This is a genomic window from Neobacillus sp. B4I6, assembly GCF_050434045.1.
Taxonomy (GTDB): Bacteria; Bacillota; Bacilli; order Bacillales; family Cytobacillaceae; genus Neobacillus.
In genome coordinates this window covers 5990147-6002982 of record NZ_JBNPWB010000002.1, presented here as the reverse complement: position 1 = coordinate 6002982, position 12836 = coordinate 5990147, and the positions used below count along the sequence as shown (strand labels likewise).

11 protein-coding genes and 2 pseudogenes are annotated in these 12836 nt (G+C 42.4%); 6 read left to right on the top strand and 7 right to left on the bottom strand.

Going from position 1 to position 12836, the window contains the following annotated elements; translation table 11 throughout:
- Nucleotides 1-99: 99 nt before the first annotated feature.
- Nucleotides 100-1242 (bottom strand): non-hydrolyzing UDP-N-acetylglucosamine 2-epimerase, encoded by a 1143-nt coding sequence (gene wecB, locus QF028_RS31755; protein WP_429471690.1) that lies wholly within the window; start codon nucleotides 1240-1242, stop codon nucleotides 100-102.
- 235 nt (nucleotides 1243-1477) lie between these two features.
- On the opposite strand from wecB, the gene QF028_RS31750 reads away from it, so the two are divergent.
- The 3 genes and pseudogenes from QF028_RS31750 to QF028_RS31740 all read left to right on the top strand — a co-directional run bounded on the left by QF028_RS31750 (nucleotide 1478) and on the right by QF028_RS31740 (nucleotide 3743).
- Nucleotides 1478-2860: a trypsin-like peptidase domain-containing protein gene (locus QF028_RS31750; protein ID WP_429471688.1), complete on the top strand. Its 1383-nt coding sequence runs from the start codon at nucleotides 1478-1480 to the stop codon at nucleotides 2858-2860.
- Nucleotides 2861-2990: 130 nt separating this feature from the next.
- A pseudogene (locus QF028_RS31745) lies at nucleotides 2991-3098 on the top strand (zinc transporter ZupT); the annotation flags it as partial.
- Nucleotides 3099-3182: 84 nt separating this feature from the next.
- Nucleotides 3183-3743: a glycerol-3-phosphate acyltransferase gene (locus QF028_RS31740; protein WP_429471686.1), complete on the top strand. Its 561-nt coding sequence runs from the start codon at nucleotides 3183-3185 to the stop codon at nucleotides 3741-3743.
- A 108-nt stretch (nucleotides 3744-3851) separates the two neighbouring features.
- Here QF028_RS31740 and QF028_RS31735 read toward each other — a convergent pair whose 3' ends face one another.
- Together QF028_RS31735 and QF028_RS31730 are read right to left on the bottom strand one after the other, a co-directional pair.
- A complete protein-coding gene (locus tag QF028_RS31735; RefSeq protein WP_429471684.1) occupies nucleotides 3852-5345 on the bottom strand; it encodes a YifB family Mg chelatase-like AAA ATPase in 1494 nt (497 codons plus the stop codon).
- Complete coding sequence (locus QF028_RS31730; protein ID WP_429471682.1) at nucleotides 5330-5938, bottom strand: transposase; 609 nt, start codon at nucleotides 5936-5938, stop codon at nucleotides 5330-5332. Before QF028_RS31730 ends, QF028_RS31735 begins: the two co-directional genes overlap by 16 nt.
- 354 nt (nucleotides 5939-6292) lie before the next feature.
- Between QF028_RS31730 and QF028_RS31725 the strand changes: the two genes are divergently transcribed.
- Nucleotides 6293-6604, top strand: a complete 312-nt coding sequence (locus tag QF028_RS31725) for a hypothetical protein (RefSeq protein WP_429471680.1) — start codon at nucleotides 6293-6295, stop codon at nucleotides 6602-6604.
- Between the two features lie 127 nt (nucleotides 6605-6731).
- Here the strand turns inward: QF028_RS31725 and QF028_RS31720 are convergent, their stop codons facing one another.
- Complete coding sequence (locus QF028_RS31720) at nucleotides 6732-7172, bottom strand: ferritin family protein (protein ID WP_429471678.1); 441 nt, start codon at nucleotides 7170-7172, stop codon at nucleotides 6732-6734.
- A gap of 325 nt (nucleotides 7173-7497) precedes the next feature.
- On the opposite strand from QF028_RS31720, the gene QF028_RS31715 reads away from it, so the two are divergent.
- Entirely contained in the window at nucleotides 7498-7947 is a 450-nt protein-coding gene (locus QF028_RS31715; protein WP_410889502.1) for a DUF6376 family protein, read from the top strand.
- Between the two features lie 219 nt (nucleotides 7948-8166).
- A complete protein-coding gene (locus tag QF028_RS31710) occupies nucleotides 8167-10209 on the top strand; it encodes a molybdopterin-containing oxidoreductase family protein (RefSeq protein ID WP_429471676.1) in 2043 nt (680 codons plus the stop codon).
- Nucleotides 10210-10235: 26 nt separating this feature from the next.
- Here QF028_RS31710 and QF028_RS31705 read toward each other — a convergent pair.
- The 3 genes and pseudogenes from QF028_RS31705 to QF028_RS31695 all read right to left on the bottom strand — a co-directional run.
- Nucleotides 10236-10826, bottom strand: a pseudogene (locus tag QF028_RS31705) (YitT family protein); the annotation flags it as partial.
- Nucleotides 10827-11023: 197 nt separating this feature from the next.
- Nucleotides 11024-11995, bottom strand: a complete 972-nt coding sequence (galE, locus tag QF028_RS31700) for a UDP-glucose 4-epimerase GalE (protein ID WP_429471674.1) — start codon at nucleotides 11993-11995, stop codon at nucleotides 11024-11026.
- A 137-nt stretch (nucleotides 11996-12132) separates the two neighbouring features.
- Nucleotides 12133-12666: a PepSY-associated TM helix domain-containing protein gene (locus QF028_RS31695; protein WP_429471672.1), complete on the bottom strand. Its 534-nt coding sequence runs from the start codon at nucleotides 12664-12666 to the stop codon at nucleotides 12133-12135.
- Nucleotides 12667-12836 lie beyond the last annotated feature (170 nt).

Sequence of the window (12836 nt, the reverse complement as noted above, 5' to 3'; positions counted from 1 at the left end):
TATCAACTTAACCGTCCACCCTACACGGACAAAAACCTAAAAGTGTCCACGGCTGGTGCCTGACACCACAACTTTTGACACCAAATCTTTCCTCCCACTCTATTCGCCAAAATCCGTTGGGCGGTCGCCATTTTTAAAGTGGTGAAGGATGGCTTTTACTATTCGTTCGGAGGCGAACCCATCTCCGTAAGGATTGGAGGCGTGCGCCATTTGGTCATGTGCGGCTTGGTCTGACAACAGCTCATCTGCAAGTCGAAAGATGGTTTTCTCATCGGTTCCAGCCAGTTTTAATGTACCCGCTTCAATTCCTTCTGGGCGCTCGGTGGTATCACGCAAAACTAGCACCGGTACACCCAAAGATGGTGCCTCTTCCTGTACACCGCCTGAATCGGTCAAAATCAGATAGGCCCTTGCGGCAAAGTTATGGAAATCGATCACATCTAAAGGCTCAATCAGATGAATTCTCTCGTTTTCTCCCAGTACTCGATTGGCAATTTCACGAACCACTGGATTCATATGGACCGGATAAACCACCTGAACATCGGCATGCTTTTCGACTACACGGTAAATTGCACGGAACATATTTTCCATTGGTTCTCCCGTGTTTTCCCTGCGATGGGCCGTCATGAGAATTAACCGGTCATTTCCGAGTTTGTCTAAAACCGGATGAGAATAATTCGCTCTCACCGTTGTTTTTAGCGCATCGATGGCCGTATTTCCAGTGATATAAATAGCCTTTTCTCTCTTATTTTCCACCAAAAGGTTTTGCTTCGATTGGAACGTTGGCGAGAAATGGAGATCGGCCAAAACACCTGTCAACTGGCGGTTCATTTCCTCTGGGTACGGGGAATATTTATTATGAGTCCGGAGTCCGGCCTCCACATGACCAATCGGAATCGAGTGATAGAACGCAGCCAAGCTTGACACAAATGTTGTTGTCGTATCACCATGGACCAGCACAATATCTGGCTTGACGTCCGAAAGAACTTGATTGAGTCCCTCTAAACTGCGTGTCGTAACATCCAGAAGAGATTGCCGTTCCTTCATTATATTTAAGTCATAATCAGGCGTAATTTCAAAAATATGCAACACTTGGTCAAGCATCTCACGGTGCTGCGCTGTCACCGTCACAATCGGTTTAATTTTATCAGGATATTTCTCTAATTCTTTTACCAAGGGAGCCATTTTAATTGCTTCCGGTCTCGTTCCAAACACAGTCATTACCTTCAATTGATTCTCCATAGAGACCTCCAACTATATCTTCAGTCCAATATCATTTCCATTCACTAAACATGATACCAAAGATTATACATTTATGAAAAAACAACCCTCCCTGTTCTGTCATTAAAATTCCTCAACTATCAATGATGCCTTGTAATTATCTAAAAATTTATATGTACAATATTACCTTTTTCCCAAAGGCGAATATATTGCAGAGTATATTTTTAAAATATCCAACCTAGGAGTGAATTATATTTTGAAAAGAAGGGCCCTTTTTACCATCCCTATCAGCTTGCTACTCATCGCAGTAATGGTGGCTTCCATTTTCCTCATCAATCTCAAACCAGCCGCTGGGAAAATCGCTCAAGCCCAAAAGCTCGCTGAATACTCCAAGCCGGCAGTCGTTCGAATCATTGATTATGCTGTTGTCCAGTGGCAATTTAATAATCCCAATGATCCTGAAGTCATCGCCATATTGGAACAGCTAAATAATCAATCCGTAGTGGGCGGCTCAGGTTCAGGGGCCATTATTAGCTCTAACGGCTATATCGTTACCAATGCTCACGTCGTTGAAGCAACTCAAAAGGAAGACGAGGATATTGCCAATGCGGCGTTTGAACAACTGGTAACGATTATCGCGGACTATTTTAAGGTAGACTATGAAACAGCCTACAAGTATATGGTCCAGTATACACAATACACAGGAATAGAGAAGGTTCTAAAAGTAATTTTACCAGGTGGGGATGTACTCGATGGCGAGGTTAAAAGCTATGGTGCTCCTATTAATGAAGGAAAAGATGTCGCCGTTCTAAAAATTGAAGGAAAAAACCTGCCGACTCTACCGCTTGGAGATTCTGATAATATCCAGAACCAAGATAATATTTGGGTCAGCGGCTATCCTGCTGCGGCCGATTCTGATTTATTATCGCCAGATTCTTCGTTAGTTTCATCCATGAATGCAGGCCAAATTTCGGCAACCTCCAAAAAGACCGAACAAGGAAGCCCGGTCATCCAAATTAACGCAGCGGCTACCCATGGGAATAGCGGTGGACCGGTCATTAATGCAAAAGGCGAAATTATTGGCTTGCTCACCTTTAGAGGCGACACAGTCAACGGCCAAGAAGTCCAAGGCTTTAATTTTGCCGTTCCTGTAAATACCGTTAAAGAATTTGTCAACCAAGCAGGCGCGAAAAATGCGAAGAGTGATACGGATAAGCTTTATCAAGAAGGACTTAACCTATACTGGGGCGGCTACTATAAGCATGCGTTAGAAAAATTCGAGGCAGTCCAACGGATTTATCCGAATCATTCCGAAATCAAACAATATATCGCGAACTCCGAGAAAAAGATGGGCAGCAGCAAGACGCTCTGGTCCGATTATGCGACTATCTTCTACATCGTTGATGGTGTTGCCGGATTGCTCATAATTATTCTTCTGTTGTTCACGTTTGCCTTTAGGCCGAAACAGCAAGCAGTTGCTGCGGCACCGGTAGCTCCAAACCCAACGCCTGTAGCCCCACCGCCAACTGAACCTGAAAATACCCTAACAGACTTAAATAACGATGGAAAGATCGACGTTCAAGATATCCTCCTCGCCCTTCAAGAGGCTCAGAAAAAGCAGAAAAAAGACGAGGAATAATGTGGTGCCTGACACCAATATACCTCGATAAAACCTATAGAAAAATGGGATGTAGTTGATGCTACGTCCCATTACTTTAATACGAATCCATATCATTAAGGGAGAAATCGCAGGTTTGATGATCTATCCGGAGGAATTATTGCCTGCAGCCATGAGGAATGATGAAGGAAAGTTATCCATCTACGGGTTAATTGGCAGTATGGCCGTTATGGCCTTAAGCCTGTTATTATTTATATAAGAGTATGCTGATGGGTGTCAGGCACCATGTGAATTTTTCACATGGTGCCTGACACCCAACTATTCTATTAGGAGGTGAAGTCAAATGATTTACTTTTTTCTATTCTTATCCTATTTGATTGGGAGTATCATGTTTGGGTTTCTGGTTACGAAAGCTCTCTACCATAAGGATATTCGCCTTCATGGGAGTGGAAATGTAGGGGCGAGGAACGCAGGACGCCTTCATGGAAAAACGGCCTTTGTATTGATATTTCTAGGGGATGCTCTAAAAGGTGGCCTCGTCATACTGCTGGCTCGCTATTTTGGATTTTCTGACCCCGTTCAACTTGTTGGTTTAGGCATGGCCATTTTAGGCCATCTGAAACCAATTACCCTGAACTTTAAGGGAGGAAAAGGGATCTCAACTTTTATTGGCGGAATAATTATGTTTGAGCCGCTACTTGTTTCCGTTATTATCTTAGCATTTCTAGTACTCTATCCTTTTACAAAGAGCTTCACTTTTTCAGGATTAGGTGCATTCCTATTCATTCCTCCTTTTCTATTAATCATCGACCATGATTGGATAAGTTGTGCAATTGTATTGTGTATCTTAGTTTTCATTTTCCTGGCCCATTGGGACAATATCAGGGTGAGACTGAAAAAATAACATCAGATGTCCACAGTCCACCCCACAAGGACACTTTAGCCATTTTATCCACGGATGGTGCCTGACACCAACTGATGAATTCAACTAATGACACTAACTGAACTCCGTTCACACTTCATTTAACTGAACAGCTTCCCAAATACTTTGATCTGTTATGGCGGGGCTTGCTTGCAGGTCAGAGATGGTGCGGGCGAGACGGATGATTTTGATTTGTGTGCGGTTGCTCCAACTCTTCTTTATTGCGTGTCGTTGCAATGTAGATTGCTGTGTGTCTGTCAATGGGCTTGCCCTTAATAGCATTTCGTAAGGGACTCTGCTATTGCAAACCTCCATTCCATAACGATCATATTGCCTGCTCCTAGCTTCCTCCACTCTCCCCCGGACAATTTTTGAGGACTCTCCTGCCGTTTCAATCGTAGCTGCATTAAAATTAATGGGTCCTAAGGAGAGATTAATATCAAACCGATCCCTGAGCGGACCTGAAAGCCTATTTTGATAGGCGAGTATCTGCTTCTTCGAACAGGTGCAATAATGTGAATTTGACCCTTCATAGCCACATGGGCATGGATTCATTGCCGCTATCAAAATAAACGACGCCGGATAGGTAATGGTCGCATGGGTGCGGCTAATCATGATCAACCCATTTTCTAATGGCTGCCGCAGCATATCTAATGTTTTTTTCGAAAACTCGCCAATTTCATCGAGAAACAAAACACCATGATGTGCTAACGATATTTCGCCTGGCTTTGGGTATTGTCCGCCCCCGATTATAGAAACACCTGAAGCTGAGTGGTGCGGATTTCGATAGGGAGGCATATTGGAATGAGAAAAGGAATTTTGACTCAATTGATACAAGCTGATTACCTCAAGTAGCGACTCTTTTGTTAATGCTGGTAAAATGGACGGGAAACTTTCAGCTAACATACTTTTTCCACAACCTGGTGGTCCCGTCAGTAAGACATGGTGTTCTCCAGCGGCAGCTACCTCTAAGGCATGTTTCGCTCCTGTATGACCAATAATCTGCTGCATATCCAAATAAACAGTGTTGGTGAACCGTTCATCATCCTGCTTTTTATTAAAAGGAGGAATCCATTGCCCAGAAAGATGTCCAATCGCATCCTGTAAACTAGAAACATAGATGATTTCCAATGGCTTAAGATCTAATACCGGCAATTCCTCATCAAAAGGCATATAAAGCTTATGAATCCCCAGCCTCTTTGCCGCAAGAACAGCAGGCAACATTCCTTCGACAGGCTGAATCGATCCATCCAACGATAATGATCCAAGAAAACCAGTATCCTCTGGGACGATTACCTCCAGTTCATGCAAACTTTGCAGTACAGCAATCGCCATCGGAAAATCAAACATAGAACCGTACTTTTTTTGATCCGCTGGTGATAGATTAATAATGATTTTCTGACCTGACAAGTGATAACCTAAGGTTCGAAGCGCAGCAATGATTCGCTCTTTTGATTCTTTTACAGCCGCATCTGGCAATCCAACAATTTTAAACGAATCGTTCCCTACATAAGAGCCAACCTCGACATACACCCGATATCCTTCCATCCCTTTTAAGCCGATACTCGTTACTTTAGCCCACATGTCTTTTCCTCCATCTTAATCATGTGAATTTTTCCATCTTCCCAAAAGAACTTGTCGGTTGGTAATGCCTTTATATAATTTTCATAGTGTTGTATTGGTGGGTCGGGAAAATATGAAAGTAGTGTTTTTGGGGCAATCAGAGGAATACTTTCTCCAAAGACATAGGCTCGGCAGCTGCTCCAAGGGTAATCCTCAGGTTTTGCCACCATACCTGCTGAGTGGGGATTTAAGTGAATATATTTACTCACGTCTATCTCATATTCGGGAGAATTGAGTAGCTCGGCACCATAGCGCTTATCGAATACATGACCGGAGAAATCGTACTTTCTATTAAAATACTTTGCAAATTTGGTGTTGAGATTTTTCATGATATTACTCAAAGGGGTTTTTAGCGTTTCGAGCTGTAAGTGGGTATGATTTGTCATCAAGCAGTAGGTGTGAAGGATGAATGGGTAACGTTCTCTTGTTTCTTGAACTATAGCTAGGTACTTCTCAAAATCTTCATCTTCGAAAAAAAGCGAACTTTTCCTAATTCCTCTAGTGGTAACATGATACTTTGCGCCTTCAAACCAAGGCCGGACACTGCGAACCATTGCAATCACTCCTTATTTAGTATATTGGTAGAATTCAGGTGGGGAATCGAGGTAGAAAAAAATGAGGTCATCCGAAGTAAGCATTCCCCATAAAACAGGAACAGCAAATAGTAACCACTATTACCTTTCGACACCCTCTCCAAAAATCCTGCACAATTCCACAAAATTCACATCATCTATATAATTTTGGGTATTAATGACTGTCCATACACGAAAGGCAAATGTCCACGATCGGTGCCTGACACCATTCTCTTGACACCATTATCTAAAAAGATGTATAAAAAGTCCTGGTTTGTAATATTTATTTTGTATGGATTTATAATTCTTATTTTCTATATGGGGGGATGTCTCGCGGTGAGGGTAATTCAATGGCTGGTGGGTGCATTGCTTCTTGTGTATGGGATTTACCTTATTTTTGGAGTACAGGAGTTCTTTGGAACCTTAGCAATAATCGCGGCTTTTTTTATCTTTCCTAGTTTAGGAAATGGAAGGAAAAGTTCTTATAGCAATGATCATGTACATTATTATGAAAGTAATTCAGACAGCACTAATGACGACCTCGGTTCCGACGGTGACAGGGATTCCGGAGGCGATTCGGGTGGAGACGGCGGCGGGGATTCAGGTGGTGGCGGAGATTCGGGTGGAGATGGCGGCGGTGGAGATTAATCCTCACAGAATGCATCATTGAAAAGACACCCTTGCCTTAGAGACAAGGGTGTCTTTTTTTTGAAGGCTAAACTACTATCTGCATGGGAATAGCAATCAAATCCAACCAAAGGCATGAAGCAAGTGGTTACTTATTTTTAGTAAAATAATATAAAAACCATACGGCATGATTTTGCTCATCTGCTGCCGCTCTTTGAAATGCCTCTTTTATAGTTGGGTCCGAAGTTCCATCAGCTACCTCCATGTAAAAATCCACCGTTGTTTGCTCATCTTGTAACGCAAATTCCAATCCATTTAAATAAACCCCCGGACATTCCTCGCTGATTTTCGGTTGTGGCTTTCGGCCAGTCAGCCTTGTATAGATCTGATCAAATTGTTGATAATGCTTTGATTCATCTTGACGAATTTCAAGGATTCGACTTTTCTCCTTCTCATTAGGTGCCAAATTTGCTAACTTTTCGTAACAATTTATGGCATTGTACTCACCATTAATCGCCTTTTCTAGCTCTCTTATCAACTTTTTATTTTGTCTATATAAAGCATCGTAGTAATTAGTATATGGGTACATTGTAGAACCTCCCGATTATTCTCATGGATATCCTACGTGTGAGACGATGACTGGGTGCTTACTATCCATTACTTTTTTGGAAAAGTAAAATGAAATTATCAGCTGTGGTGCCTGACACCGTTTAGTATGGAGCACTTTTAGAAAGAATGGTAAAAGTGCTCCCTTCAGAAATAAGCGGAACTTCTAAACGAAGATCCTGCTATTTTTATTGATATTAGCGTACGAAACTGCTTATGCCTTAGAAACGAAACAAATTTTCAACCCTATTTTAATGATAGTTAAACGTTCAAAAGCTGCCTTAAAAATTAAAAACGGAGGTTTTTACATGAAAAAGAAGTTATTAGTTTTATCCGCGGTCATTGCTTTGCTCCTGAGCGGTTGTTCCTTGCTAAATGATGCGAAAGATACACTCACATATGTAAATGATGCAAAGGATTACTTAGACAAGGCGACGGCATTTGCAAATGAAGCACCCTCTGTTGCTAAACTTGCCGTTGGAGATCAGCAAGCAGCAGCAGATTTCCAAAACATGCTCCAAGATATGAAAAAAGAAATAAATGCATTCAATAAACTTCAAGCCCCAAACGTAGCTGTTGATTTACACCAGCAAATTGTCGACCAAAACAACAAACTTGCAGCCGGAATTGACGTGTATCTAAAACATATGAAGAATGGCTTACTCGACCCTTCTGTTCTTGAAAACACAGAAATTTTTCAAAGCGTACAAGATATAACCAATATCCTTAATCAAATCAAAGAGCTTGGGCAAAAATAAATTGTCCTCTCGGGTTCGCGTATATCCAAAAAGGCGGTCACATAGAACTTCTACGTGACCGCCTTTTATTATCCATTTATTCAAACCCGGTACATTATATATAAGACTTAATCACCAATAAAAATAGCTCGTCAGATGTGTTCATACCAAAGAATTTGATGTTATGATAGTAGTAATCTTAAAAATTCAAGTTAAACATGAAAGGAGATTGACTAAGCTATGGCTTCTTTTATAGATGAACGAGATGGTGTCTTTCATGCGGTTTGTCCGCTGGATTGCCCGGATCAGTGCGGTTTACTTCTACATAAGGAAGATGGGAAGGTTATTAAAGTGGAAGGCGATCCTGCGCACCCGGTCACCAAAGGGCATATCTGTAACAAAGTCCGGAATATGACGGAACGGATTTATGATGAAAACCGTCTAAAATTCCCATTGAAACGCACAGGCCCAAAGGGCGAGGGCAAATTTGAACAAATCAGCTGGGAGGAAGCCATCCAGACGATTACTTCCCGTTGGAAAGAGTTGATCGAATCCGATGGACCGGAAAGCATTCTTCCTTACAGTTTTTACGGAAACATGGGCAGGCTTAATGCCGAGGGAATGGACCGCCGTTTCTTCCATCGCCTCGGTGCATCGCGTTTAGACCAAACCATCTGTTCAGCTGCTGGTTCGGTTGGCTATAAATATACCATGGGTGGCAGTATCGGAACCGACCCTGAGGATACGCTTCATTCCAAATTATTCATCTTTTGGGGCGTTAATGCGGCGAGCACCAACATGCATCAAGTCGCGTTAGCTCAAAAAGCCCGCAAACAAAATGGCGCCAAAATCATTGTTATCGATGTTCACAAAAATCAAACTGGTAGATTAGCAGATTGGTTTATTCCGATATTGCCTGGAACCGACAGTGCTCTCGCTTTAGGGATGATGCACATCTTATTTGCTGAAAACCTAGTCAACCAAGAATTTTTACAAAAATTTACCCTCGGACACGAAGAGCTGCGCGAACATGTCGTTCAGTACGACCCGATCACGGTTTCTACGATCACGGGTGTATCAGTAGAAGATATTTATAAGCTGGCACGGATATATGGCAAGACGTCACCATCCTTTATTCGCATCGGTAATGGACCACAGCATCACGACAATGGCGGGATGTTTGTCCGGACTGTCGCATGCCTTCCTGCTCTCACTGGTCAGTGGCTTGTCAAAGGCGGCGGCGCGATCAAAGGAAATTCAGCCTATCTAGCTCCGAATACAGCTCACTTGCAACGACCGGATTTATTAAAAAATAAACATACGCGCGTGATTAACATGAATTTACTCGGGGAGGCATTACTTACACTAGACCCTCCTGTGAAATCACTTTATGTGTACGGTTCGAATCCTGCCGTGGTCGCACCTGAGTCTACTAAAGTCCGAAATGGGTTAGCGCGGGAAGACTTATTTACCGTGGTCCATGATTTATTTTTAACAGAGACAGCCAAATACGCGGATATCGTTTTACCAGCGACATCCTCCTTTGAAAACACAGACATCTACACATCGTATTGGCATCATTACATTCAACTGCAGCAGCCCGTTATTGCACCATTTGCTGAGTCAAAATCGAATGTCGATGTGTTCAGGCTACTCGCAAACGGAATGGGCTTTAATGAACCGCTTTTCCAAGAGACAGAGGCACAAATGATTACTCAAGCCCTTGATAATCCGCGCAATCCGTATTTGGAGGAAATTACCTACGAAACATTAGTTGAGCATCAATTTATGAAAGCCAAATTGAAACCGATTTTTCCTGGGAACTTGCCAACCCCTAGTGGAAAAATTGAATTATTTTCACAGAAGATGCAAGAGGAAGGCTATCCCCCATTGCCAACTTATGTACCATTAGTAAACGACGGGGATCATCCGTATCAGTTTGTTCCTGGCCCGAATCATAATTTCTTAAACTCTACCTTTTCCAACAATCCAAAGCACATCAGCTTGGAAAAAGAACCAAAGGTGTATATGAATCATCAGGATGCTTTCACGGCGGGGATTGTAGATGGAGATACGGTCCGTGTCTGGAACGATCGAGGAGAATGCCGGCTAAAGGCGGCTGTCGGAGATCATGTTCTACCTGGAGTCGTCGTTACGCAAGGACTGTGGGCGGATTCTGTTGACTCAAAACAGCTAGTAAACTCCCTCACCCCGGACCGAATCGCCGATATGGGCGGCGGTGCCACCTTCTTCTCAGGGAGAGTAAGTGTGGAAAAAATATAGAAAATGCCTGATACCCACTACGGGTGTCAGGCACCTTTTTTACTCGCCTTGTATCCATGCCCGATCATTTCATGGACATTATGGACGGTGACATAGGCGTTTTCATCTACTTCCTTAATAATACTTTTCAGTTGGACGCTTTCCTGCTTATTGATGACGATATAAAGGACTTCTCTGTTCTGTCCTGTGTAGCCCCCTCGACCGTCTAAAACGGTTAATCCGCGCGACATCCGACTGGTGATGTTGGCCAAGACCTGTTCAGGAGAATTGGAAATAATCATCACTGCTACCTTTTCATCGAGTCCTTCGACAATGAAATCGATCGCCTTCGCTCCGATGAACACAATCAACAGCGTATACATCGCTTTTTCCAAACCAATGATGAAAATCGAGCCAACCACTACTAAAATATCAATAATTAGCATGCCTTTCCCTATGCTCCAACCTAGCAATTGGTTCGCCAATCTAGCTAATATTGTCGATCCTCCCGAGGTTCCTCCCGTCCGGAAAATCAATCCCAACCCAGCTCCGACAAGCAAACCCGCAAAGATTGAGGCCAAAAACGTGATCCTAGTAATATATACAAAATACCCTTCAACGTTTTCTTCATAAAAAAGAGCCCCTTAACGAAATTTATATCCTAATCTTAACCTAGTAAATCATAACCATCAAACTACAAATTAGGCAAAAATCATGACAAAAAAATGCTCCAAGAACATTAAATTCTCACTGCAGTTTTATCTATAACATCCGCCGCTCCGACAGGAATCTAATATAAAAAAGCCCTGCCTACGTATGTAGACAGAGCTGCCAATTAATATGTTTGTTTCTGATGCCAATTCCACGCATCTGCAATAATTCGTTCCAGATTCCGTTCAGCCTTCCAGCCTAGTTCGCTAAGAATTTTTTGAGAGGAAGCGACAAGCATAGCAGGATCTCCGGCACGGCGGTCAGCCATTTCTACGTTTGCCTCCACACCGGTAACTTTTTCACATGTTTCAATGACTTCCTTAACGGAATAGCCAAGACCGTTGCCAAGATTATAAATCTCAGCCGATTTCTTCCCTGTTAATAACGCCTCGAGTGCGAGGATATGGGCACTGGCTAAATCAGTCACGTGAATATAATCGCGAATACAAGTACCATCAGCTGTATCATAATCAGATCCAAAGACAGATACTTTTTCCCGCTGGCCTAACAGTTGTTGAAGGATAATCGGAATTAAATGTGTTTCTGGGTCATGACTCTCGCCAATTACTGCTGATTCGTGGGCCCCTGCTGCATTAAAGTAACGTAAGACCACATAATTCAATCCATAAGATTTTGAGAAATCAGACATGATTTGTTCGATCATCAGTTTGGAATGTCCATACGGATTAATCGGTCTGGTTGGAGTTGTTTCATCAATCAACTCCACATCAGGAATTCCATAGGTAGCTGCAGTGGAAGAGAAAATAAAGTTTTTTACGTTGTTTCTCATCATCACATTTAACAAGGTAAGTGTGGACGCCACGTTATTCTGATAATATTTCAAAGGATCCACAACAGACTCCCCTACCAAACTAAAGGCAGCAAAGTGCATAACCGCCTTTATGGGATAACTTTTGAAGATCATTTGTAAATCTTCTTCATTGCCAAGATCACCTTCGACAAAAACGGCCCGGCTATCAACTGCTGCGCGGTGACCAGTCGATAAGTTATCGAGAACGAGAACCTCTTCTTTTTCTACTAATTCCTTTACAAGATGGCTACCAATGTAACCTGCTCCGCCAACGACGAGAATCATATTCATTTCCCCTTAGCTAGAATTTCAATTACCTTTTTTATTATAGCATTTTGACGAAAAAACGTATATTTTGCGTTAAAGTAAAAAAGTGCCAGGCACCATGTGAATTTTTCACATGGTGCCTGACACCCTGACTGTTAAGCTACTTGGCCATCATTTTTACGGCTTTTTCTCTTTTTATCTGCTTTGAGGACTTTTAAGGATAGGTAAATGCCTGAAACGGTTAGGAAGATCATCGCTAGTGCAACTAGGTCGACCAGCCATTTCACATTAGTCGTGCCGATTTTCCCTTCATGAAGACTTCTAATGGTACTTGTGATCGAACTCGCTCCGCCTTCTCCCCCAGGGCCGCCGGCGCCCATGCGTCCAGGGAATTGACCGGCTGTGTTTGTGCCTGTTTGTCCTTGAGTTTGGCCGTTTGTCTGCGTTTGATTGCTAGGAGGATTCTGCGATTGAGTTTGCCCAGTTGTTTGGCTTGAGTTTGTGGTTGCACCTTGTGGTCCTACACCTTGATTAAATTGACCCGGCTGGAAATTGCCTCGATTTCCTTCCATTTGTGTCTGACCGATTAACCACGGCTCGTTCATTAACAAACCCGTAATTGACTCGATTAGGATAAAGATAGAACAAATTAAACCAATCCATAAATGGGCTTTTCTCGTATTTTTCATATAAATTCTCCTCATTTTGTTATATTTTTATAGATACTCTCGTGTAAAGTGCTGCTTTGAACTACTAAAAACAAGTTTATTTGCGAAAAATCAGCTTTTATTTGCGGATTAACTGGATTTACTTGCTAAAAGAGATAAGTCGGTTTTATTTGCGAATTTACTAGTTTTAT

What these genes read in the sequence shown, in the direction of transcription:
- wecB (WP_429471690.1), bottom strand. Translation starts at nt 1,242, where the DNA reads ATGGAGAATCAATTGAAGGTAATGACTGTGTTTGGAACGAGACCGGAA.
- QF028_RS31740 (WP_429471686.1), top strand. Translation starts at nt 3,183, where the DNA reads ATGATTTACTTTTTTCTATTCTTATCCTATTTGATTGGGAGTATCATG.
- QF028_RS31735 (WP_429471684.1), bottom strand. Translation starts at nt 5,345, where the DNA reads ATGTGGGCTAAAGTAACGAGTATCGGCTTAAAAGGGATGGAAGGATAT.
- QF028_RS31730 (WP_429471682.1), bottom strand. Translation starts at nt 5,938, where the DNA reads ATGGTTCGCAGTGTCCGGCCTTGGTTTGAAGGCGCAAAGTATCATGTT.
- QF028_RS31720 (WP_429471678.1), bottom strand. Translation starts at nt 7,172, where the DNA reads ATGTACCCATATACTAATTACTACGATGCTTTATATAGACAAAATAAA.
- QF028_RS31715 (WP_410889502.1), top strand. Translation starts at nt 7,498, where the DNA reads ATGAAAAAGAAGTTATTAGTTTTATCCGCGGTCATTGCTTTGCTCCTG.
- QF028_RS31710 (WP_429471676.1), top strand. Translation starts at nt 8,167, where the DNA reads ATGGCTTCTTTTATAGATGAACGAGATGGTGTCTTTCATGCGGTTTGT.
- galE (WP_429471674.1), bottom strand. Translation starts at nt 11,995, where the DNA reads ATGATTCTCGTCGTTGGCGGAGCAGGTTACATTGGTAGCCATCTTGTA.
- QF028_RS31695 (WP_429471672.1), bottom strand. Translation starts at nt 12,666, where the DNA reads ATGAAAAATACGAGAAAAGCCCATTTATGGATTGGTTTAATTTGTTCT.